This is a genomic window from Paenibacillus gorillae, from assembly GCF_000513275.1.
Taxonomy (GTDB): Bacteria; Bacillota; Bacilli; order Paenibacillales; family Paenibacillaceae; genus Pristimantibacillus; species Pristimantibacillus gorillae.
Genome location: NZ_CBVJ010000112.1, coordinates 1 through 23,168, shown reverse-complemented (window position 1 = coordinate 23,168; position 23,168 = coordinate 1). Strand labels below are relative to the sequence as shown.

At 43.4% G+C, this 23,168-nt stretch carries 21 protein-coding genes and 2 pseudogenes; 12 read left to right on the top strand and 11 right to left on the bottom strand.

Features of this window, described 5'->3' with window-relative positions; genetic code table 11:
• Window positions 1-12: 12 nt before the first annotated feature.
• The 6 genes from TY10_RS21425 to TY10_RS21400 form a co-directional block, all read right to left on the bottom strand.
• On the bottom strand, window positions 13-528 hold the full coding sequence (locus tag TY10_RS21425; RefSeq protein WP_042168127.1) for a GNAT family N-acetyltransferase: 516 nt from the start codon (window positions 526-528) through the stop codon (window positions 13-15).
• A gap of 817 nt (window positions 529-1,345) precedes the next feature.
• Window positions 1,346-2,407, bottom strand: a complete 1,062-nt coding sequence (locus TY10_RS21420) for a hypothetical protein (protein WP_042168049.1) — start codon at window positions 2,405-2,407, stop codon at window positions 1,346-1,348.
• 559 nt (window positions 2,408-2,966) lie between these two features.
• A complete protein-coding gene (locus TY10_RS21415) occupies window positions 2,967-4,580 on the bottom strand; it encodes a glycoside hydrolase family 13 protein (protein WP_042168047.1) in 1,614 nt (537 codons plus the stop codon).
• Between the two features lie 103 nt (window positions 4,581-4,683).
• Complete coding sequence (locus TY10_RS21410; protein ID WP_042168045.1) at window positions 4,684-5,520, bottom strand: carbohydrate ABC transporter permease; 837 nt, start codon at window positions 5,518-5,520, stop codon at window positions 4,684-4,686.
• The gene (locus TY10_RS21405; RefSeq protein WP_042168042.1) at window positions 5,520-6,395 is read right to left on the bottom strand and encodes a carbohydrate ABC transporter permease; all 876 of its coding nucleotides are present in this window, start codon (window positions 6,393-6,395) and stop codon (window positions 5,520-5,522) included. The genes TY10_RS21410 and TY10_RS21405 overlap by 1 nt, the downstream gene beginning before the upstream one ends.
• Window positions 6,396-6,503: 108 nt before the next feature.
• The gene (locus tag TY10_RS21400; protein WP_042168038.1) at window positions 6,504-7,763 is read right to left on the bottom strand and encodes an ABC transporter substrate-binding protein; all 1,260 of its coding nucleotides are present in this window, start codon (window positions 7,761-7,763) and stop codon (window positions 6,504-6,506) included.
• Between the two features lie 307 nt (window positions 7,764-8,070).
• Here TY10_RS21400 and TY10_RS31760 point away from each other — a divergent pair, with 307 nt between their 5' ends.
• The 3 genes from TY10_RS31760 (at window position 8,071) to TY10_RS29115 (ending at window position 10,238) form a co-directional block, all read left to right on the top strand.
• Window positions 8,071-8,244: a LacI family DNA-binding transcriptional regulator gene (locus TY10_RS31760; RefSeq protein WP_238327864.1), complete on the top strand. Its 174-nt coding sequence runs from the start codon at window positions 8,071-8,073 to the stop codon at window positions 8,242-8,244.
• Window positions 8,210-9,043, top strand: a complete 834-nt coding sequence (locus TY10_RS21395) for a LacI family DNA-binding transcriptional regulator (protein WP_238327863.1) — start codon at window positions 8,210-8,212, stop codon at window positions 9,041-9,043. Before TY10_RS31760 ends, TY10_RS21395 begins: the two co-directional genes overlap by 35 nt.
• 247 nt (window positions 9,044-9,290) lie before the next feature.
• Window positions 9,291-10,238 (top strand): S-layer homology domain-containing protein, encoded by a 948-nt coding sequence (locus tag TY10_RS29115; RefSeq protein ID WP_052350692.1) that lies wholly within the window; start codon window positions 9,291-9,293, stop codon window positions 10,236-10,238.
• Window positions 10,239-10,386: 148 nt separating this feature from the next.
• Here TY10_RS29115 and TY10_RS21385 read toward each other — a convergent pair whose 3' ends face one another.
• Window positions 10,387-11,019 (bottom strand): cysteine hydrolase family protein, encoded by a 633-nt coding sequence (locus TY10_RS21385; protein WP_042168035.1) that lies wholly within the window; start codon window positions 11,017-11,019, stop codon window positions 10,387-10,389.
• Window positions 11,020-11,241: 222 nt separating this feature from the next.
• Here TY10_RS21385 and TY10_RS21380 point away from each other — a divergent pair, with 222 nt between their 5' ends.
• Genes TY10_RS21380 through TY10_RS21370 form a run of 3 tightly spaced genes read left to right on the top strand, consistent with a single transcriptional unit; the run spans window position 11,242 to window position 13,587 of the window.
• Window positions 11,242-11,499 (top strand): glutaredoxin family protein, encoded by a 258-nt coding sequence (locus tag TY10_RS21380; protein WP_162160660.1) that lies wholly within the window; start codon window positions 11,242-11,244, stop codon window positions 11,497-11,499.
• Window positions 11,496-12,197 carry a Crp/Fnr family transcriptional regulator gene (locus tag TY10_RS21375; RefSeq protein ID WP_042168030.1) on the top strand — a complete coding sequence of 234 codons (702 nt, stop codon included), beginning with the start codon at window positions 11,496-11,498 and terminating at the stop codon, window positions 12,195-12,197. The genes TY10_RS21380 and TY10_RS21375 overlap by 4 nt, the downstream gene beginning before the upstream one ends.
• A 22-nt stretch (window positions 12,198-12,219) precedes the next feature.
• Window positions 12,220-13,587 (top strand): FAD-dependent oxidoreductase, encoded by a 1,368-nt coding sequence (locus tag TY10_RS21370; protein ID WP_042168026.1) that lies wholly within the window; start codon window positions 12,220-12,222, stop codon window positions 13,585-13,587.
• Between the two features lie 150 nt (window positions 13,588-13,737).
• Here TY10_RS21370 and TY10_RS21365 read toward each other — a convergent pair whose 3' ends face one another.
• The 4 genes and pseudogenes from TY10_RS21365 to TY10_RS21350 all read right to left on the bottom strand — a co-directional run.
• Window positions 13,738-15,231, bottom strand: coding sequence for a DUF3502 domain-containing protein (locus TY10_RS21365; protein WP_042168023.1), 1,494 nt, complete (start codon window positions 15,229-15,231; stop codon window positions 13,738-13,740).
• 160 nt (window positions 15,232-15,391) lie between these two features.
• On the bottom strand, window positions 15,392-15,790 hold the full coding sequence (locus TY10_RS21360) for a hypothetical protein (protein ID WP_042168020.1): 399 nt from the start codon (window positions 15,788-15,790) through the stop codon (window positions 15,392-15,394).
• A 257-nt stretch (window positions 15,791-16,047) separates the two neighbouring features.
• Window positions 16,048-16,446 (bottom strand): hypothetical protein, encoded by a 399-nt coding sequence (locus TY10_RS21355; protein WP_042168018.1) that lies wholly within the window; start codon window positions 16,444-16,446, stop codon window positions 16,048-16,050.
• Between the two features lie 203 nt (window positions 16,447-16,649).
• A pseudogene (locus TY10_RS21350) lies at window positions 16,650-17,393 on the bottom strand (AraC family transcriptional regulator); the annotation flags it as partial.
• Window positions 17,394-17,547: 154 nt separating this feature from the next.
• Here TY10_RS21350 and TY10_RS21345 point away from each other — a divergent pair.
• The 6 genes and pseudogenes from TY10_RS21345 to TY10_RS21325 all read left to right on the top strand — a co-directional run.
• Window positions 17,548-18,795, top strand: coding sequence for an MFS transporter (locus TY10_RS21345; protein WP_042168013.1), 1,248 nt, complete (start codon window positions 17,548-17,550; stop codon window positions 18,793-18,795).
• A 193-nt stretch (window positions 18,796-18,988) separates the two neighbouring features.
• On the top strand, window positions 18,989-20,134 hold the full coding sequence (locus TY10_RS21340) for a serine hydrolase domain-containing protein (protein WP_042168010.1): 1,146 nt from the start codon (window positions 18,989-18,991) through the stop codon (window positions 20,132-20,134).
• 132 nt (window positions 20,135-20,266) lie between these two features.
• Complete coding sequence (locus tag TY10_RS32150) at window positions 20,267-20,389, top strand: hypothetical protein (protein ID WP_272945318.1); 123 nt, start codon at window positions 20,267-20,269, stop codon at window positions 20,387-20,389.
• 359 nt (window positions 20,390-20,748) lie between these two features.
• Window positions 20,749-21,117, top strand: a complete 369-nt coding sequence (locus TY10_RS30600; RefSeq protein ID WP_155986005.1) for an IS3 family transposase — start codon at window positions 20,749-20,751, stop codon at window positions 21,115-21,117.
• A 112-nt stretch (window positions 21,118-21,229) separates the two neighbouring features.
• Window positions 21,230-21,445: pseudogene (locus TY10_RS32615) on the top strand (IS3 family transposase); the annotation flags it as partial.
• A gap of 338 nt (window positions 21,446-21,783) precedes the next feature.
• Window positions 21,784-23,168 (top strand): hypothetical protein (locus TY10_RS21325; RefSeq protein ID WP_042168008.1); only part of this gene is annotated, 1,385 nt, incomplete at its 3' end.

Here is a 23,168-nt window from a genome sequence, read left to right as displayed (position 1 = left end):
TTATTGAGCTTGTCATGCCGGTGTTAGCGGGGGCATATAGGTCCAATAGCAATATTCGGCATCTTCCCTATCCAGTTGAAATCCTAGTTTCGTCAGCACGCCGGCACTTCCTATATTGCCCGGCTCGCATCTGGCGACGATGCCTTGAACGTGCTCCTGATTCAGTGCCCAATTGATCAGGGCGTGTGCAGCTTCGAAAGCATAACCTTTGCGGCGGTGACTTTCATTTGTTGCAAAGCCGATCTCGATGATGCCGTTCGCATCAGGACCGCCTAGAAAACCGGTGCCTCCGACAATTTCCAGTGTGTTTTTTTCAGCGATGATCCAGGAATCGAAGCCTCTCGTTCCGTTATTCCGAATGAGAAGCTCCCGAAAGTAAGGGATGGCATCGTGAAAATCCGGAGCGGGCCATTCGCCATTTGTCTTAAACCCCAGAGCTTCCATGGCGTGCGTATCCCGCTCGGCGGCGGCTTCTAGGAGCGGGAGATCAATAGTTTGCACAACTAACCGTGTCGTTTCTAATTTCATAGGAGCATTCACCTTTCCTTTTTGTAAATTTTGTACGATCACCAGTAACTTATAGACGCTATTCATCATTCCTTTCCTATACAAGCAGCAACTAAAAAACGGCAAATGAACATGAGTTCATTTGCCGTCATTCGTTAGAATATGACCCTAAATGCGCCTTGAAATAAATAAACCGTGCTGAAAATTCAGCACGGATCTTGGCGCAACAGGGATATACTAACCCAGGCGTTACATGATCTCCGCTGTTCTTAACTAATCATCTGGCGGAGAAACCAAGCTTAATCAGACATAGCCAATTGGGCTATGCGCTTCTCACAACCAGTTATGTGATTACTTCGTTAAGAACAACAAATCTCTCCTTAGGGTTAGATGAGGTTATTATATTCAGAAGCTTAGAAGGTGTCAACCGCTCTGCAGCCTCATGCTTATTTACCGTGCCGTACGATTGCTAAAGGCAACAAAGTGCTAAAAACGACTTGAAGTAGCAGAGAGGGTCAATTCTCTAAGTGTTGTATTCTGATATGACTCTTTAGCATCGGTGACTTCAACTGAATTTCGAAGAGTTCGCATGTATAACCGATTGTGAAAGCCTCTGCATCCCACTAAGTAGTCTTGAATGGATGAACTCTCCTAATCAATTGATTATCGAACACAGGCAAGTTAACGACGAACAAAATAAGTTGTATCGAGTAAAACCGATTATAACGAATCTATCTGGCTAGCAATGCAATCTCTTTCAATTGGAAATTTGCTAGTATAAGTTAAACATTATGTTATCTTTATATAAAAGGATATCAATAGAATATCTCTCGATTATTCATTTTGTAGTTAACATTTGGAATATATAATTACCGATTACTCCACAGGAAACACTTATAAGAAAAGATGTTATAAATTTAATCACATTATTCCTGGAGCTTCTTCTACTTTTCTCTTTAAATTTCTTTGTTTGATCATTTAAACAAATAAAGGATTCATTAAGAGAAACCTTATCTAATATAGAGTCAAATAGAATACCCGCCATGATTGAAAGGAATACTCCAGCAATTAAAATAACAGTAACGATTAAGTTAAATTGCAACCAATCTCCACTTGCAATATACTCGGAAATTTTGTCTAACTTAACATGTAAGTCACTTGAAGAACCTATAATATTTTTTATTTTTTTAATGGAATAAACTGAATACCTATTAGCCGTACTAATGCATCCTATTAATATAATAACAAACAGAAAAATTGAACATAAGAAGGTTATAGGGCTTTGATACTTTCTTAAAAAAGCATAGAACTTGTTCTCTTCTTCCAGTAATGGCTTAATTTGATTAGATAATAAGTTTTGAATATCGGAACCCCAAGTTCGATCTGTATACCTAATTATGTATTGAATTTTCCCAACATTTTTAAAAGTAAGGAAATTATTAGGTCTCTCTTTAGGTATAATATAATCAGAAACAAAGACGATCTCTATTTCTTGTTTTTCTGGACTCTCTTTGTCTGCAAAATGGATTAAGTATGACCAGTATAAATTTAGACGTGTTATTACTAATGGACGGATTCCATTATAAGTTCTTAATTCTTCAATTGAACCTAAAGTTACTGAAGAGTCATCTTCATATGTAATAATAGTTTTAAAATCTAGTTGTTGGGCTGGATTTTGTCTGACCCTTTGCTCGAGAGAGTGGTATAGATTTAGTATATTATTTATTTCTAAAGTGAATGGATTTTTGAATAATTGTTCGACAGTTTGAGGACGACCTAATAAACTTGAAACAAATCCCCTTAATGCTTCGTGGTGTATTGGTAGCTTTACAAATCCTTGATCGATTGTAACTTCTGGGGAAATTTCGATTACAGGGGTTACTTTCGTCGTTTGCGCCATGCTTTCACTCTTTCTAAGTTTGATTATTTAGCATTACACTACTTTCATATTGAAAGTAAGTGATTTAACAGAAAAGAAATAAGTATAGTTGCAAATTTAACAAATATTACTTAATAAAATTCCAATCACATCAAATTGAATATACCATGCCTTTTGAACTATGTATAGAAATTATTGTAACAACTTAGGTTCTACAAGTTATCTTTATTGGCATTTAATCTGATGTGTAATGCTGAAACCTCGCCTTTAGAGCGCTTAAATAATAACTTTAAATAGAAATGTTATGTATTCAATTTGAATTGCTGACAAGATATATTTCGAACTATTATTTAGCACTGCAGTTTCAAATGCTAAACTGTACTTGCAACTGGAGGCACGCACGACATTCCATCGCGCACTGAAAGATTGAGAAAGAGACGTATGGATATATATAGCAGTTATACTGGTTAGGCTCCAGAATTAGGTATTGCGAGTCAACAAAGGATTTAAGCTAGATTGCTTTCAATTATAAAAACCCGCAAGTAGCCACTCCGTAGAGTCAGCCTTGCGGGTTATTCTTCTACACGCGATACACAACAGCCTCATATGGCTGCAACTCCATCACTTTCTCTTGATTGTTTCTTCCAGCGTAGTTGCTGATAACGATCTCGCCCAGCTTCTCAACGCCGCAGTCAGCAACACTGATAGTCGCGTGCTGCTCCGAAATGTTCAGCAGCACGAGCCAGGATTCGTCGCCGAGCGTTCTTGTATAGGCGTAAATCTGATCGTGCTCATCCAGATACGTAGTGAAGCTGCCGTATACCGTCACTTCATTGCGCTTGCGCAGCTCGATGAGCTTCTTATAATAGTAGAAAATAGAATTCGGATCGCTCAAAGCCTGCTCTACGTTAATATTCGCATAATTCGGATTAACGGCGATCCATGGCTTGCCTTCCGTGAAACCGCCTTGCGGCGAGTCATTCCACTGCATCGGTGTACGCGAGTTGTCGCGTGACAAATGCTGCAGCTCCTTCAGTACTTCCTCGGGATCACGGCCTTTGCCGACTTCTTCCGCGTATTTATTCTTCATCGAAATATCATTGTACTCGTCGATGGAGGAGAAGCGGATACCCGTCATGCCAATCTCCTCGCCTTGATACACATATGGCATACCCGGCAAAGTATGAATGAGGGTGGCAAAGCAGGTAGCGGATTGCTCCCGGTATTCGGCATCGTTGCCGAAGCGCGTCACGACTCGTGTATGGTCATGATTGTTCAGGAACTGCGAGTTCCAGCCCTTGCCCCACAAGCCTTCATACCATCGTGCTTGAATTTGCTTGAAGCGCTGCATATCCCAATGAGCCATATAATCGCATACTTCGAAATGGAACATCGTATTCAATTCGTCGCGGCCCTCTCCAACATAGAGCAGGCCGTCCTCCGGACTTACGAATGGAATCTCGCCGACGGTGAACGCATCGTAATGCTTGAGCACCTTGTCATGCATTTCCTGCAAATACTCGTGAATGCCCGGATTATTGCCGAGATAGGAGATATCAGTAGGGTTCTCAGCGTTCGGGAAGCCCGGAAGCTTGGCAAGCAGATTGATAACATCCATCCGGAAGCCATCGATGCCTTTGTCGAGCCAGAACCGCATCATGGCATAGATTTCTTGGCGAACCTTCTCGTTTTCCCAGTTTAGATCAGGCTGCTCTTTGGAGAAGGAGTGGAAGTAATATTCACCCGTCGTATCGTCATAAGTCCAAGTAGACGGAGCGAAGTAAGAACGCCAGTTGTTCGTCTCTTTGCGCCAGATGTAATAATCGCGCTTCGGATTGTCGATGGCGGAACGTGACTCCTTGAACCAGCTATGCTGATCCGAAGTATGATTCACGACAAGGTCCATAATGAGCTTCATCCCGCGATCATGTACAGCGGACAACAGTTTGTCGAAGGTGGCCATCGTTCCGGCTTTTGGCATAATCGAGCGGTAGTCTGAGATGTCATAGCCATTGTCCACATCTGGTGAATCATAGCAGGGATTGAGCCACAGGACATCTACGCCCAAGCTTTGAATGTAATCGAGCTTCTGATAGACGCCTTCCAGATCGCCGTATCCATCGCCGTTGCTGTCATAATAGCTGCGCCAATAGACTTGATAAACCACAGCTTCTTTCCACCAGGTTTTGTTCATGTTGTTATCTTCCCTTTCTCGCTTTAACCGCATAGCCCATCGCCTTACAGACACTAATCCATGCAGTCGTATATCTTCGTTAAACGTTATCTTGTTATTTTCCTTACTTCACTGCGCCTTCGGCTACCCCTTTGATAATGTGCTTCTGAGCTGTGAAATAGAAGATGACAACCGGAATGATAGATAGCGTCAGTCCTGCCATCGCCAGGTTCCATACGATCGTAAATTCTCCAAAGAAGTAGAACGTAGAGAGCGGGATCGTCCGCAGTCCTTTATCCGATAGTGTCAAGGATGGCAGCAGGTAGTCATTCCACATCATAATGACGTCCAGAATCGCCACAGTAATGGTGATTGTCTTCAGCATCGGAAATACGATCCGCCAGAATACGCCGAATTTGGTGCAGCCGTCCAATGTAGCGGCTTCTTCAAGCGCAATCGGTACGGATTTGATAAAGCCATGATACAGGAACACGGCCATGCTGGCGTGGAAGCCAACGTTCATGACGATCAGGCCGCCGTGCGTATTAAGCATCGGAATATGCAGCGTCGTGCCGATCCAGCCCATGACCTGCATTAACGGCATCATTAGCGTCTGGAACGGAATAAGCATCGTCGATACGAGCACCATGAAAATAATCTGGCTCAGTCTATTGTTGGTGCGTACGAGCATCCATGCGGTCATAGACGCCAGCAGGACAATGAACAGAAGGGAGACAAGTGTGACGAATAGCGAGTTGCCGAACGCCGTCATGAAATTCATCTTCTGCATCGCCTGCGCATAATACTCAAAGCTGAAGGACGAAGGCAGTGCCAGAGCATTCTCGTACAGCTCGGAACGGGTCTTGAACGAGTTCACGATCATAATGTAGATCGGCGACAAGAAGAGGAGCGCTATAACGACAAGCAAAGCTTCCAGAATCCATTTGCCTGTTTTTTTCATTACATCTGCACCTCTCTTTTCTTCGTGATGTACACCTGAACGAGTGTAACTGCGGCTACGAGCACGAAGAATAGAATCGCTTTCGCTTGACCGATACCATAACGGCTATAGCCGAAGATTTCGTTGAAAATGTTCATCGCGAACATTTCAGTGGAGTTGATCGGACCGCCGCCAGTGAGCGACAGGTTGACATCGAATATTTTGAATGCGCCGGAAAGCGTCAAGAATAGGCAAATCGTAAAGGATGGCATCAGCAGCGGGAAAATAATCTTGGTCAGCTTATGCCAGGCATTGGCACCGTCGACCTTCGCCGCCTCCATCAAGTCATCGGGAATCCCTTGAATTCCCGCAATGTAAATGATCATGGTATAACCCGCCATCTGCCATGCGAAAACAATCGCGATCGCATACAGCGCATAATCGGGATTGAGCAGCCAGTTGAAAAAGATGCTGCCAAAGCCGGTATTTTCGCCGATGTAATTGAACACATCAGTAAAGATAAACTTCCAGATATAACCGAGAATAAGACCGCCGATAAGATTCGGCATGAAAAACAGTGTTCTTGCAATGTTGCTCGTACGCAGCTTGGACGTCACGAGCAGAGAGAGGGCCAGACCCATAATGTTAACAATAATAAGCGCTAGAAAAGTAAATTTAATCGTCAGCCAAGCTGACTTCATAAATCGGTCGTCCTGAAAGACATGGGCATAGTTGTCGAAGCCCACGAATACTTTTGGATTCGCCGGAATGCCGTCCCAGCTAATGAAGGAATAATAGATGCCTATGGCAAAAGGCACGAGGACGACGATGGAAAAGATAAGAAGCAAAGGTGCTGTAAATAGAGCGTACCAGGCTCTATTCTTGATCGCTTTCATGTGCATTCACTCATTTCGGAGTAATTTCGATCGATTCGTACGGAAGTTCAAAGAGAGAAAACTAACCTGACAGCCAGGTTAGTTTTCCATTTATCGATCATACTGCGCTTATTGCTTAGGAGCCTTCGCCCATACTTCATCAAGCTTCTTCAAGAGCTGGTCCCCAGTCATGGATGGAGTCAGGAAAAACTCTTGGGCAACTGGTGCCAGATCGTTCTGGATGATGCCTTGCGGGAAGTAAGTTAACGCCCAAGGAATCGTATTACCGCTAACTGTAGCTTCGGATACCGCCTTGGAAAGCGGGTCCAGATTTTTGGCTTCGATATTGGTCATCGCCGGAATGAATTTGAATTCGTTTACAATGATGTTTTTGCCAGTCTCGCTGTTGTACAGCCATTCGAAGAATGCATTAGCGGCTTTAATCTGATCAGCCGACGCTTTGTTGTTAATTACCCAGATGGCCGGAATGCCTACAGCCAGCTTCGTGTTGCCTGCAAGCGGCATTGCCATCATGCCGGCATCGATGTCCTTGTAGTCTTGCAGCATGCCGTAGCTCCAGTTGCCTTGGTGAACAATGGCAGTTTTGCCGGTTGCGAAGTCGCCCATTTGCTTGTCGTACGTTACTTCAAGCGGATTCTTAGCCAGCTCGCGAATCGCTTCCATGTATTGGCCGAATTCTTGGAATTCCTTCGTGTCGGCCATCTTCACTTCGCCTTTGTTCAGCTTGTCGATGAACGCAAGCGGATCCTGCTGAAGAGCGAATGGTGTATTAATGATGTGCCCGATTAGGAAGTAAGCCTCCTGGGACAGGCTGAAGCCGTTAATGCCTTTGGATTTGCTCTCTTCCAGGAACGCCTTGAAGGAAGCAAGGTCTGTAATTTTGGCAGGATCGACAAGGGCTTTGTTGTAGACGAAGCCGAAGCCTTCTACGCCTGTCGGTACGCCGACGATTTTGCCGTCAATTTTCACTTCCATGTTTGGCGCGATATTTTTGACGTAAGATTCATTGCTCATATCGTAGTAGTAGGACTGGAGCTTCGTTGTTTCAGCGCCTGTCTGAACGCCGAAGATCGTAGGACCTTCACCAGCGTTCAGCTTCGCTTGCAACTGAGTCAGGTAATTGTCACCAGCGGAGCCCCATACGTCAATCTCATTGCCGGTTTCTTCTTTATATTTCTTGGCCATCGCTTCCAGCTGGTCTGCGATTTCAACTTTGGATTGGAAAAGCGAGATTTTCGGCAGCTTCTCAGCCCCATTGCCGCCGCCCGAACCACCTTTATCCGTATTGTTCCCGCCGCATGCACTGAGGATCGTAAGCAGCATTACAGAGGTGATCGTGATGGAAATAAAGCGCTTTATTTTTGTCATTTACAAAAGCCTCCCCTTTTGATGGATGTACCCTTGATTATAAACAGACAGGTAAAGAAGTCAATAAAAAACTTGTAAAAAATATATATTTTACTTAAATGAAAACGGTTATTTTAAGTAAAACGTAGAATAAAATAATAGGTAAAACGGATTTTGTTTTACTAACTGTAAGGTGGTGCTACTTTAAGTAATTCCTTTTGTTGCAGCAGGTATAACGATTTTTTTGTCTATGAAATGTGTAGGTAAAATGTTTGTAAAGTGTTATAATAGATTTTACTTACGCAAAAACGATGAGGAGGTTTACGGGATGAGCAGTTTGAAAGAGATTGCCCAGCTGACGGGCGTATCTATTTCGACCGTATCCAACGTATTGAATGGACGGAAAAATGTATCGCAAGAAACGAGAGATCGCATATTGCGATGCTGCGAGGAGCAAGGATACGTGCATGACGCCTCGCCCAAAAAAATCCAAATCGGATAAAGATAAACGCATCGTTTTTATTTTTAGCGATTTTGATCGCGAGTTTTATTTGAAAATCATTGAAGGGGTCAGCACCTGCCTGAATGAAAACGGGTATGATCTCATCATTTGTACGAATAAATCAAGTGATAATTTCCTGAAGAGCAGCTTCGCCAGAGGAACCATTAGTTTAGACGGCAGTCTGTCTGACGATTACTTTAAGACAGTTGCTAAGCCGGAATTTCCGGTAGTGCTGATGGACAGGGTGCTGGAAAATGACAATAAAAATACGAAAAGTGTTTTAGTCGACAATTACCCGGTAATGCGCCAGATGGTACAGTCATTAGTAGATCGCGGTTTTCAGCGCTTCGGCTACCTGGGAGGGAATAGCACCTCGCTTGATAACAAGGAAAGATTCGCTGGCTTTGCCGACACGCTTCAAGAGAATGGAATTGCCTTTGATCAGTCGTACTACTACCACGGCAATTACCGGGAGAAAAGTGGCTATCAAGCGGCTAAGCTTATGATTCTGAGCAATGACTATCCCGAAGTGCTTGTATGCGCTAACGACAATATGGCAATCGGAGCGATGAAGGCGTTCGAAGAGCATCAAATTTCGGTGCCGGAGAATATCTCGATTACCGGCTTCGACGATTCGGATGCGGCAGCACTGGCGGGACTGACTACGATCAAAATTCCTCGGTACGAAAGCGGGTTTCTTGCTGCGAAGGAGCTGCTGGAATTGATTAAGGGCAATGTGGATCGGGAGACGGTCAAGATCGGCGCATCTATTATTTGGCGGCAATCTGTTCGCAGCTAAAGCTTTGAATTTTTTTATAATCTAGCGATTATTCCAACCAGCCTGAGCCAGCCCGCTCAGGCTGGTTTTTCTTTATAAATACCCATCTGAATGATTCGCAAAACGGCTTAAGGACATGAGAATCTACTAGCTAGTAATATCAGTTCATATGTCCTATATTTTTTTTGACAATATCTATGAAAATGCTAATTTTTAGCATATAATGACGAAGAAAGTCGAATTTTGATGAAACGGGGGAGACATGAGGATGAGACTGAAAGGTTGGATTGCAGCGCTGGCTATTTGCACAGCCATTAGCTTGACTGGTGCGATGACTGCGCTGGCGGCAAAGACTTCAGCTGATTTTTCCGATTTGAAGGATTTGGACGCTGCCACGAAGGCGAAGTTTGATGCGTTAATCGCAGCGGGCGTGTTCAATGGTGTCGATGAAGGGAAATTTGGTTTGAAGGAAGAAATGAACCGGGCGCAATTTGCTAAGGTTGCTTCATTAATTTTTGGACTTAAAATGGATGACGCTCCACAGACATCATCGTTTAAGGACGTGCCAAGCGATTCTTTCGCTCTGCCTTATATTGAAGCGGTTAAGGCTGCGGGGATTACGGACGGAGTAGGAGAAGGGAAGTTTGATCCGGCTGGGAAAGTAACGAAGGAGCAGCTTGCGACTTTCCTTGTTAGAGGACTTGGTCAATCTGCCGACGATAAGAAGAAGGTCGATGACACAACTGTCTCGGATTGGGCCAAAGGATATGTTGCCGCAGCTTTGGAATTGAAGCTTCTGAGCAACAATACGGACGGTACGTTCGGCGGCAAGGGGAACGCTACGCGTGACCTGCTCGTAGTGACTTCATATGAAGCGGCAAAGCAAGCAGACAAAATTGATCTGCCGTCTCCGTCTCCGTCGCCAACAGTGACGCCGTCACCTGCAGCGACTCCAGCACCAGCCCGGACGTCATCGCCAACAGCGACGCCAGTGCCAACTGAGACGCCAGAACCAACAGCGACACCGGAACCAACAGCGACACCGGGAGAGACGGAACCGCCAGTCGAGACTCCGCCGCCGGTGGAAACACCAGAACAGACACCACCGGTCGAGACACCAGTAGAGACACCGCCACCAGTGCCTACGTTCCCTACATTCCCGTTCCCTACACCAACTTTCATGCCGCCAATGCCAACATTTTTACCGGTGCCTTGAGTTTTTGAAGGTTAACCTTGTGTTGAATGGGTGGAAGCAAAATCCCGTTTTATATGCATAAACAAAAGAAGCTGTTCTGCGTCGGCAGAGCAGCTTCTTTATTTGTATACTTCTGGTTCGGCCGTCGGTGAAATGCTTCAATCAAGGTTTACTTCATGTTGGTGATTGTCTCTGCAGTGCTCCAAGACGCGCTGCACAGCAAACTGAAGTTTACCATTGCGGCCTTATATGCCTCCATGCCGGGTGCAGCTGTGGCGTCATGAACAACAGCTACTTCAAAGCCTTGCTCAACCAAGGCCCGCATGTGTGATTCCACGCAAATATTGGAGTTCATACCAGCCAGAAGGACTTTGCTAATACCACGCTTGCGCAGCTGCAGAACCAAATCATTGGATTCCGGGCCAAACACTTTATGAGGTGAGGCGATGACGGTTTCGCCATCCTCCAAATAAGGCTTTAAAACCTCAACAAAGTCAGCGCCCGAGCCTGGAGCCGCACCTTCATTGGCATTGTTTTTGTAAAACATATTCATATTGTGCATCATTTCTTCACCGGTGCTCAGAATACTCCATTTGTGATCATGCGGGTAGTAATAGTGCGGCGATACAAAGACAGGGTACTGCATTTCTTTGGCAGCCTTTAATAGGGACTCCATATTTTCTAGCGTATTGTTGGCCTTAATGACTTCTTTAGTTAGTTCATATCCTGCACCGCCAGGAACCAGAAATTCATTTTGTGGATCAGTCAAGACTAAAGCGGTAGTTTGCGGGTTAAGTTGCATAAGAAAATTCCTCCTAGGGATGACTATAAAGTAAGCTGAGCAGTAAGCATTCACTGCATCGCTGCCTTGCCTCTGGTCCCTATTGTAAGATTCATAGTCCATCCTAGTATGTAAGATGGATTACAAAAGAAATTAATGATGTTGTGTAAGCCAGCTTACAGAAGGGCTCTAGGGTACATGATATAGTGTAGGCAGGAGCGGCAAGGAGGCATGCAATTCAAGATGAATTTCAATAAATTAAACGATAGTAATGAAATAACGTTATATACAAGCCCATATTGTCAATTTTGCCGGGAAGCTGTTCAGTTTTTTCGCAAGGAGCAGCTGGCTTTTAAAGAAGTGGATATTACCGGAAGCAAGGAAGGTCAGGAAGAGATGATGGCGCTTGGGGGGATCGCCACACCGTTCATCATCGTGAGTGGCAGGAGCTTTCATTCGTTTGACAGAGGGCAGATTGAGGAGGCATTAAAACAATCATGAAAGATAAGCTGTGGTACATGTCAAGAATAAGTATTTTCGAGGCTCTGCCGCAGGAGGACTTGCTAGAACTGGATCATATGGCCCCGATGGTTCATTTTAATGCAATTGCCAAAGGGCAAGTTATCCAAACCCCCGATATGGTACGGGACAGCCTCTTTTTCATTAAGGAAGGGAAGCTGCGCTTGTACAAGCTTGATGGGGAGGGCCGGCAGTTTACAGCAGGTATTCTGGGCAAAGGAAATATGTTTGGTGAGATTGCGAGCTTTTCCTTCGGAACAAATGGCTTATATATTGAAACCATGGAGGAGACAGTGCTCTGTTCGGTTCCAAAAGATAATTTCGAGAACTTTCTAACAAAACGCCCCCATCTCGCAATGAAATTTTTAACGGAATTCAGCAAAATGCTCAAGGAGCGGGATGAGATGCTAGAGCAAATGGCTATTGGCGATCTCCGGTCCCGGGTGCTCCATTTGCTGTTGAAATTATCCGAACGCTTCGGGAGTGAACAAAAGGGCGCTTTTACCGTTATTGAACTAGATTTAACTCATCAGGAGATTGCCAATATGATTGGCGCCACAAGGGAAGGCGTTACGGTCGTATTACAGGATTTAAAGAAATGCGGTGCTGTAGAGACAGGAAGAAGAACGGCTGCCGTCAATCAATCACAAGCCCGTTTCATATTGGGTATTTCAGGCTGACAGATAAGAAGGAGTTGAGAAGATGAAGAAGTATGAAGCTATCATCATAGGGTTCGGCAAAGGCGGGAAGACATTGGCGGCTGCACTCGCGAATCAGGGCAAGCGGGTAGCTATAATTGAGCAATCTGAGGTCATGTACGGTGGTACTTGTGTTAACGTTGGCTGTATCCCGACCAAGGCTCTAGTACATCATGCCAAGCTTTCGGAGCTCATGCATTACCAGACTTTCGCTGAACAGGCGGCTGCTTATTCTATGGCGATTACGAAGAAAAACAAATTGACAGAGACGCTTCGCAACAAGTTTTTTGATAACCTGGATTCGCAAGAAACGGTGACCATCTATACAGGAAAAGCTTCGTTTGAAGATTCTCATACGGTTTCCATTCAAAGTGAGGAAGGCATAGAAACGATTTCTGGTGAGCGGATTTTTATCAACACCGGAGCGACACCCGTGATTCCTGGTATAGCAGGTTTGGAGAGTAGTCTGCATGTATACACCAGTGCAACCTTGATGGAGCAGACAGAGCTTCCGAAGCGGCTTTTAATTATTGGCGGAGGGTATATTGGACTTGAATTTGCCTCTATGTATGCGGGTTTTGGTGCAAAGGTAACAGTGCTGGACGGTAATCAATCTTTTCTTCCGAGGGAAGAGCGCGAGATTGCCGAAGCGGTGCGGCAAAGTCTACAGGAGCGAGGGGGTGAGATAAAACTAGGTGTAACCGTCCAGTCTGTGCAGGATCAAGAACACGGAGCGCTGGTTACCGTATCTGATGCCAAGAACCTTACGTATACTTTGGAAGGCGACGCTATTCTGATTGCAACAGGCCGTAAACCCAATACCGAAGGGCTCATGCTGCAACAAGCCGGAGTGAAGGTAAGTGATAGAGGCGCTATTGAAGTCAACGAAGTGCTTCAAACTAATATTTCACACATCTATGCCTTAGGTGATGTTAAAGGCGGTCCGCAATTTACCTATATTTCGCTGGATGACTTTCGTATTATTCTTGATCATTTGAAAGGCGGGAACCGAAGCCTGGTTCAGCGTAAGAATATCCCGTATGCTGTCTTTATTGACCCGCCGCTCTCACGAGTAGGATTAACAGAGTCAGAGGCTATTGCCCAAGGCTATGAAGTGAAGATATCTACACTATCTGCCGCAGCTATCCCTCGAGCCAAACTGACAGAAGAAACGAAGGGTTTACTGAAAGCGGTAATCGACGCTAAAACCGATGCCATTCTAGGTTGTACGCTATTCTGCGCATCATCTCAGGAGATGATTAATATCGTTCGGATGGCGATGGAGCTGGAGCAGCCTTATACCTTGCTTAGAGATTTTATTTTCACACATCCTACAATGAGTGAAGCGCTGAATGACCTGTTTCAACTATAAGCAGAACTGCACTTTATCATAAAAGGAGACATTGCTGGCAGCTTCCTGTCTACACAGTACGTTGCTATAAGCAATGTCTCCTTTGTATAAGGACGGACTTTGCATCCGTACCTTTTATTATCATCGATGCCGTAATGTACTTTGGATTGTTTATTTGGTATGCGTTGCCTTCCACCAGCTGTCGAGCTGTTTATTAACCTCGATAAGCACTTGATCAATATGAGCTGCTTTTAGCTCCTGGTTGGCCTTAACAAGTTCGGCACCGGCATCCTTACTCCCCGTCCATAACGCCTCATACTTTCGATTGATTTCTCCGATTGCTGCCAGATCAGCTTTGATTTTTGATTCATCTAGCGTGAAGCCTGCTGCAGGAGACATTGAGAAGCTGGCTGCATAGTCCCGATAGTCGTTCAGCTTGTTAGTTGTCTCCAAGCCGACTGGAGCCGTAATCAGATTATTGGATGGAGATGCGATTCCGCGCATCATCTCTTCCATATCTTTAAATTGCGGCTTGCCGTCAGCTTTCTTAAAGCCGTGCCGGAGCAGGTTGGAAAGTTCGCTGTTCGTGTTCACAAGCGTTAACAATTGAAAGGCTTCTTTTTTATGAGTAGACCATGAAGCCACTCCGTTAATGCCATTAACCGCTTGAAAATTCATCCCATCTTGCAGAAGATGCGCATTCACATCAAGAATAGGGTCTGTTATGCCCAACTGCAATTTGCCGTCATGATAGGTGGAGGGATAGGCGTAGGTAACGAAAGCAAAGAAATTCCCTTTCAAGACCTCTTCGAATGCTTGTCCTTCCTTCGTGTAATCTGCTTCCTTGTATGCAGACAACGTTTGAAGCAATTGTTGTACATTTGGTTCCGCGTAAGGATTAAAGGCGAGAGGGGCGCCGCTTTCTGTATGGCGTACCGCTATTCCGCTGCTGCCCAGAAAATCATACCCGCTCATTTCTTTCCCTGACCCTAGCCAGATGTACAGCGGTACAAATTTCTGATCCTGCTTGCTTTCTTCTGCCGCCAATGTCAAGGCAGATTGCAGTTCATCCAAGCCGGATATGTGCTCAGGCAGTGTGATCTTATATTTTTCCTGTATGCGTTTATTAGTAAATAGATATAGGTTAGCGGCAGCGGTGGGCATAGGGTGTATACCATAAATATGACGGTCTAATGTAACCATCTCCCACGAGCTGGGAAGGATATGATCATACAGCAGCTTTCCGTCCTTTGTCTGGAGGTATTCATCCAAAGGCTCCAGCAAACCATCCCGGACAGCCTCCGGATAGGTGCGAATGTTCACGTCATACGAGCCTGATCCGGTATTTAGCAAATCAACCTGCTTGCCCTCCTGCTTCAATCTCCGTATCAAATCATAATAGTCCTGAACACTGCTTGCTTTCGCATTTAAGAATTCTACAACGAAGTCGGCACCGTTAGCCAGCAGTGTATTATTGAATTCGGTTAGAACGTCCTTGGAAGAACTATAAAGCAATTCGCTATCAGAAAGCCAAATCAGCTTCTTCTTGCCGGGCCATAATGATTCGTAGTCTTCCGGCTTTAGTGCTTCCTGAACGGGTTCCGGGCTGTTTGTTAGAGCAGAGGTCTGCTCAGTCCCGTCTGTGCAGCCGCTAATAAAAAGCATAGTCAAGCTCAAAAAGAGCAGTAAGATTATCGATTGGCGGCGTATATCGCGCCAGGTGCCAGCTGTATAGGTTATCGCAGTACGCCTCCTTTCCAAAACATTTCCGTTTCGATCAATCATGAAGGACGGAGCAGGGTATCCTCTATGAGTTATCGGTTACTTAAATAGGCAAATGTGTGTTTACGATAGATGGCGTTCCAAGATTGATGAAATGCGAGCTGTATCCGCTGACGGGCTGCTGACTAATTCCATTCGGAACTTGTACCAGTGCATAGGCAACGGAAGTGCTGCTTGTATTGGTTACAGGACCTAGCGTTACGACAGTCATAGTGCTAAGGTTTTGGTACGTATAAGTCAGTTTGACTTCCTTAGGTGCGCTTTGATCGGAGAAATAAGTTTGTGCCCACGCGCCATTGCTGATATAGCCGTTAGTAAACTTGTAAGTATGGCCAAATTTAGTACCTGTATCCGAACCGGCAAATGCACCGGCTGGCCATGCCAACAAGAGTGTTGCACTTATAGACAACAATGCTAATCTTTTTTTAGCTGCACGAATCATTATTAATTCCTCCTTATTTTCCCTGCCCCTAATAACAAATAAATACATATAATTAAAAAATAAGTCAATTTACTTTTTTTGTTTTATCTTTTTTAGACGTATTAATCATGTGTTTTATAAGCAAAGCTTCCCCATTAATGAAGTCAGAACAGTAGTAATGTCTTTCCATCACAAAATGAGACATTGCTAACGGCGTCATGTTCTAAAACAGGGCGTTTCTCGTTAACAATGTCTCATTTGTATGCGTTATCGATTACTTAAATAGGCAAATGTGTGTTTTTCATTGGCGGAGATGTGAAGTCAATGAGATGCGAGCTGTATCCGCTGATTGCCTGAATACTAATCCCGCTGGTTATTAGAATTAGTGCATAAGCGGGGGCAGTGCTGTTGGTATTGGTTACAGGAGCTGCCGTTACCACAGTCATATTACTTAAATTCCTATACGTATAATTCAATGTGACTTCTTTAGGTGCACCTTGATAGGAGAAATTAGTTTGCGCCCATGCGCCATTGCTGATATAGCCGTTAGTAAACGTATAAGTATGGCCAAATCTGATACCTGTATCCGAGCCGGCGAATGCACCAGCTGGCCATGCCAACAAGAGAGCGGCGCTTAAAGACAGCAATGCCAATCTTTTTTTAGCTGCACGAATCATTATAAATTCCTCCCTTATAGTGTTTATTGATCGCAACAAGGCTATGTCATCGACTTCTTCATTTGTGGGACACTTAAAGTATACCTGTTCATTCCATTTCTGCTGATGGCTAATCTTATTGAAATGATGTGTGATATCATGACAAATAGGGATGGAGCTATCCTAACGGCTCTATCCCTTTGTTATTGTCCATCTTGTTAGTGTTATTTTACTTTATGAATGAGCTCTGCATATTGGGTGTCTCCATATCCTACTGCCGGGAAGAGCTCGAATAATTGATGGAGCAGCTCAGATTCTATAAGCTCTTTATTTTTGGCGATATAACGGGTTACTGCGTTATCCTCATTCAACATATCCAGATAGATCTCTATGGCCTGATACATAACGGGCAGAAGTTCATAGGATGGTCTGGTATGCATGACCAGTACCTCTTTGTAAACATCAAGATAGTGCCCCAATCTAATCTCGGTTTGACTTGTTCTGAACTCATCCTCCCTGAAGCTGCTCAAGATGACTTTCCCTTCATAGCCGGACTGTTCCAGATAGGCGAGTATAGTAAGCAGATTCATTTGACAGAACATGTCTTCGCCAAACCACAAGACGATACTCTCATATCTATGTTTATCTATAAGATTTTGCAGAGGCTCGATGACCTTCTTAATATAGGTTTCTTCGGTTTCATGATGACCCGACGCCCGAGTCCGTATAAAATCTTGCTCGAAAATGCGTTCTGTCGTGGCATTCACGCACATGGCTTCATTAAACGGGGCGGAATCCGATTCTCCCATTATGTTATTTTCTTTAAATTCCTCATACATAAACTGTCCATTTAATAGGTTAAGCACATGCGAATCAAATAGTTCCTTTTGTTCAATGTGCAGCCGCTCCATCTCCAGCTTTCTCGATATGTCCATGGTATACGTTTCGCCTCCTCTATATAAGGATACATGCTATTCATCGGCAACGCTTGATATTTCTTGTGGTGACAGGGATAAAAAACGGTCTAACATGCTGAAAGCAAAGCCTGATATATGGTAAATTAATAACGATGTTCAGTCTTTATTTTATGAAGAAATTATATATTCAAAAAGGGTGTGGAAAATGACAAATATCGTAGAAAAAAAGAATTGGAAAAGGGATATCATTCTCTTTCTAAGCAGTCAAACCATTTCATTATTCGGCTCTGCACTCGTGCAATACGCCATTATGTGGCATATCACGCTGACGACGAAATCAGGAGTCATGATGACTTTATTTATCGTGTGCGGATTCATTCCTACCTTTCTGTTGTCGCCGTTTGCCGGTGTGTGGGCAGACCGTTTCAACCGGAAATATCTGATTATGATAGCGGATGGCATGATTGCTGCGGTTACGCTGTTTCTGGCTGTTACTTTCTTATCCGGATATGATGCGCCGTGGCTGTTGTTCGTCATTGCAGCCGTTCGAGCACTGGGAGCGGGAATTCAGACCCCCGCAGTGGCCGCGATTTTACCGCAAATTGTACCGGAGGATAAGTTGACCAAGGTCAACGGAATTAATGGAACGCTTCAAGCGCTGATGATGTTCGTTGCGCCTATTGTCAGTGCGACACTGCTCTCTGTGGCAACCATTGAAATCATATTTTTCATTGATGTCGTTACGGCGGCGATTGCGATCTTTACCTTGTTCTTCTATCTTAAAATCCCTGCACACAAGAAAGCATTGGATCAACAAACGACCAGTTATATGGATGATTTCAAGATGGGTTTAGCCTACATTAAGAACCATAGCTTTCTGAAAACCCTTTTTATCTTTTTTGCCTTTTTCTTTGTGTTAATGGCACCGGCTGCCTTTCTAACGCCGCTTCAAGTGACGCGAAGCTTCGGAGAGGATTATTGGCGATTGACGGGCATTGAGATCGCTTTTTCAGTAGGTATGATGGCTGGCGGAGCCATCATCGCATCATGGGGCGGTTTCCGCAACAAGGTGTATACGATGACTGCTGCTAATCTGATCATGGCTATATGCACGTTAGTGCTGGGTATCGTGCCAATATTCTGGTTTTACTTAATGGTGATGGCTATATATGGCGTTGCCGTGCCGATGGTCAATACGCCGACAATGGTCTTGCTGCAGGAAAAGGTGGACCCGGACTATATGGGGCGTATTTTCGGAGTATTCGGTATGATATCGACTTCGATGATGCCAATAGGCATGCTGATATTCGGTCCGCTTGCGGATGTCTTTGCGATTGAATGGCTGCTTGTGGGGACCGGATTATTACTATTAATTCTGGCCCTATTCTTTGTCAGCAATAAACGACTGATTGAGGCTGGAAAGCCTGTGGTTAAGGAACTGGCAGCCGAGTAGAACGGGCAGATCGAATTCAGAGCTTGGCGTGGGAGCTGCCAGGCTCTTTATTTCTAGCAACAAGTTAAGGTCGTTAAATAAGGGATACATGTCGCATTATTGAAGTATCCAGCGGCTGTTCTGGAGTGATAAAATTAAATGGAGAATGCCTATTAGGATAGTCATAGTTCAGTGAAATGGCAGGTGGAGAACGATGAATTTTACGAAGCTAACTGCATATTTGGAAGCGTTTTATAACGAGAAAAACATTCCCGGCCTTGGTATTGCTATGTATCATAAACACCAGCCTGTTTATGAGCATTATACCGGTTTCTCAGATGTGGAGAATCAGGTGCCTTTTAGCGGGAACAGCATTTTCAGATTGTATTCTGCGACTAAGGTTATAACCGTCACGGCTTTGCTGCAGCTGCTGGAACAAGGGAAGTTTAAACTGAGCGATCCATTGTACGAGTACATTCCGGAGTTTAGAGATATGTCCGTTCGTCATACACTGCCAGATGGAACGGTGGAGCTGCGTCCTGCTCAACATCACATTACGATTGAGCATTTGTTTACGATGACGGCGGGTATCGAGAAGATCGATACAGACGCTGTTAATAAAGCGATTGCCGACAGCAATGGGGAAGGCCAAACGCTTTCCGTCATTAAGGCACTGGCACAGGAGCCGCTGCTTTTCGAGCCAGGCTCGCACTTCCAATACACCGTTTGCCATGATGTGCTGGCAGGATTGCTTGAGGCGGTAACGGGACAGACCTTCGGACAATACTTGCAGCAAAATATTTTTGATCCACTGGGCATGAAAGATACTTCGTTCCAGCTCAAAGATGAAAGCCGATTCTGCAAGCTGTACAACAGCTTTAATGCCAAGACTCACCGGGCGGCAAGCATTGGCGAAAACTTTAACCTTCAGCCGGGCAGAGCTTATGAAAGCGGCGGCGGCGGATTGTACGCCACGGTTCCCGACTATATTGTGTTTGCCGAAGCGTTATGCAACTATGGTCTAGCGCCTAACGGTGAGCGTATTCTGCGACCGGAGACGGTGAATGCGATGCGCAGGAATCGCTTGTCTCCTGTTGCACAGCAGGATTTTAACCGATTCGGTGGGGAAAGCAAGTATGGCTACGGCTATGGCCTCGGTGTCAGAACGATGATGAATCGCGAGGACAATAACTCTCTTAGCCACAATGGTGAATTTGGCTGGGACGGCGCTAGAGGCTGTTATGTCGTTATCGATCCTGAAGCGGAAGTGACGCTGTTTTATGCTCAACAGGAAAACGCTTCTCCGTGGTATCGCTATCACGGCACGATACGGAACTATGCTTATGCGAGTGTGTGGTAACAACAGAGATGATAACGTAAAAAACCGGGGCTGAATCTGCGCCTGGTATTATCCCCTTCAAGTAGACACTCAAAAAACCTTCATGTTATCATGGAGGCTTTTTTTGAGTGTAAATTGGAGGGGATATTTTTTATGGCTAAAAAGGGACAAACATTTCAAACATATACTGAAGACTTCAAATTGAAGGCAATAAAAGCGTATGTAGAAGGCTCAGCCAGCTACAAGGTCGTAGCCGAATGGGAAGGGGTTCCGTAACTGTTCCCAACTGAAGGATTGGGTAAAAAAATGGCAGAAGGGGGATTCATTCGAACGGAAAGGCAAGGAGCCGAATCCAATGAAGGGGCGTCCTCGCTCTATCTTTGCCAGTGTCGAGGAAGAACAGGATTATTTGAAGGCGTAGGTGGATTACCTAAAAAAGCGGTATCCAAATCTAGTAAAGGAGAGAAACTCACCTCATGTCAAAATTATGAAATAATGGAGGAATTGCGTCTCCAATACAGCATTTCAAGACTGTTGGCTATTGCAGGGATAAAACGAGCCAGCTATGACAAATGGCGAACAACACAGCCCCAGCGCGAAGCGAGACAAGACCGGAATCATGAGATCAGGAACACATGCTGGCCATTCATTTTATGCATCCAGAATTCGGCAACCCTCGCATGACGAACGCCTTATGGGAGGCAGGCTACAACGTAAATCACAAAAAGGTATGGCGAATGATGATGGAGTTATCCATTCAATCGATGATTCGAAAGAAGAAAAAGCAGTCCAGTTACACGCCTTCTGTCGTCTATCCTAATCGCTTAAAACGTCAATTTCATGCGACGGCACCCCAACAAAAAATGGTGACCAATATTACGTATATTTCGGACGGCACGGACTTTCATTACCTGTCCGTTATTCAGGATCTATTCAACAACGAGATTGTCGTGTGGCAGTTGTCAAAACGAAGCGACGTGCAACTCGTTGCTGGACACGATTGAACAGTGGACAAGAAAAAAAAACGTTTCGGAAGCCGTGCTCCATTAGGATCAAGGCCTCCAATACACGTCTCAAGCGTACAACAAACGATTAGAAGTATTCGGCGTTAAAGGCAGCCACTCTCACAAAGCAACCTGCCTGGATAACGCTTGCATAGAATCCTTCTTTTCGCATCTCAAAACAGAGAAGCTTTACCTCAACCATTTTAATTCAGGGGCAGAAATTCAGCAAGCGGTGGAGGAATATATTTATTACTACAACTACCACCGCTTTCAAGCCAAACTAAAACAACTCGCACTGGTTGAGTATCGATGCGCATTGGCAGCTTAGCTTTTTTTCATTTTTCTACTTGACAGGGGTATGACCAGCTCGAAAATATCTTTAATAAAGGTGTTTTAATCTACTGGTTCGTTCTGCGGCAATTGTTGTTCAACTCGTCGAAAAATCTACTAATCTATACAATGGTTATTTTGGAATGATATTATTGATTTGGGATTTCATATAATACAATGTCGCTTTGGTCAATATGTCTTAAACTAATTACGAAGTAAATTTTTTTATTCTCCTTAAAACTTAAATCATATTATAACGTTTTAGGGCGATACCTATATTACAGGGGATTTTAATAGTGTGGGCTTCGGTTATTAGTATACTTGGGAGTGATTCAGATGATAATAAGCAATCCTCAAAGTTTTAACATACATGAAATAGAAAAACATATGAAAAAGAGTACTAAAAAGTTTATTGCTTACCTTGATAATAAATATGAACTATATGGCATTAATGTTCTCCTTTCTTCAATAAGGTCTTCGGGCATTTACTTGAATTTATACAGCGAACAAAAAACAAACGAACTAATTAAACTTGTTACCGATCATTATGCAAATAAGTTAGGAAGAAATGAGTTTGCAAAATTAGAAGAACTAATTAAAGAATCTAAATTATTTTTAAAATTGGTCAGTAAATTCAATGAACAAAAAGATAAATATTTCAAAGATTATCCTGAATTGAATCGTAATAATACAGTTGTATCATATGTCTTAACATTGGAACGATATTTAAGTTCTATACATTCTGAAGTAAGTAATACTAAATCTTGGAGAGTAAGAGCTGGCCTTTTTGAATCAGCAGCTGAATCAACAGGTATGATATTAAAAAGTTTTATTTATAATAATTATGCTTTTAATCGCTATAAAAGTGATATTTCTGAAGCATTATTAGATGCGTCTAGTAAACATTTGGATTTCAGTATTTATTGGACTGAGCTAGATAACTTGATGAGCTTATGGAAATATTCGTATATAAAAATAGAAGAGTATCCAGCAATGGAAATGGTTAAGGTTGAGATTCTTGATAAGGATTTCGAGCTAAATAATCTAGTATCTAATATTAGACTTATTAATCTAAAAAACAGTTGGGAATTTTCCATTTTAGGAAAGGTTGCTTCTAATCATGATAATAAAGATGTGAAAAATAAAGAACGAGCATTAAATGCTGAAAAAGATAAGCTGAATCATCTAGTATCTACTTTAGTTTTTGGGACGTATACATTAGAAGAATTAGTTGATAACATTAAATTACATAGATGGTTATATGCTTATCAGTTATTAGTTGGAGAAAGTAAAAAGTTCTTAAAACTAAGAAATAAAAATAAGTATAATTTAAAGGATTATTGTTTAAGTAAGACTAAAAACCAATGGAAAATGTTTTTTGTTAGAAATGGTTTTAATAGAACTGAATTTGAAGTGATTTTTAATGGATTTGTCTTTAATAAACAATCACAAGATTTATTTGATTGTCCATTTATTCAACTCGATGATCTATATGTTATAGTTCCATCATTACTTGCGAATAGTGATATACCTCGTTCATTGGCTTCAAACTTTTTGAATAGAAGATTAGAATTATCTTTTAGAGGAAGTGGTTTTGAAGAAAGGACAAGAGTGGAATTAAATATGAAGAAAGTCCAGAATACATCTTTATATAAAAGAGACAATGAGACAGAGTATGAATGTGATATAGTTTTTAGGATAGATACAACATTATTTTTTGT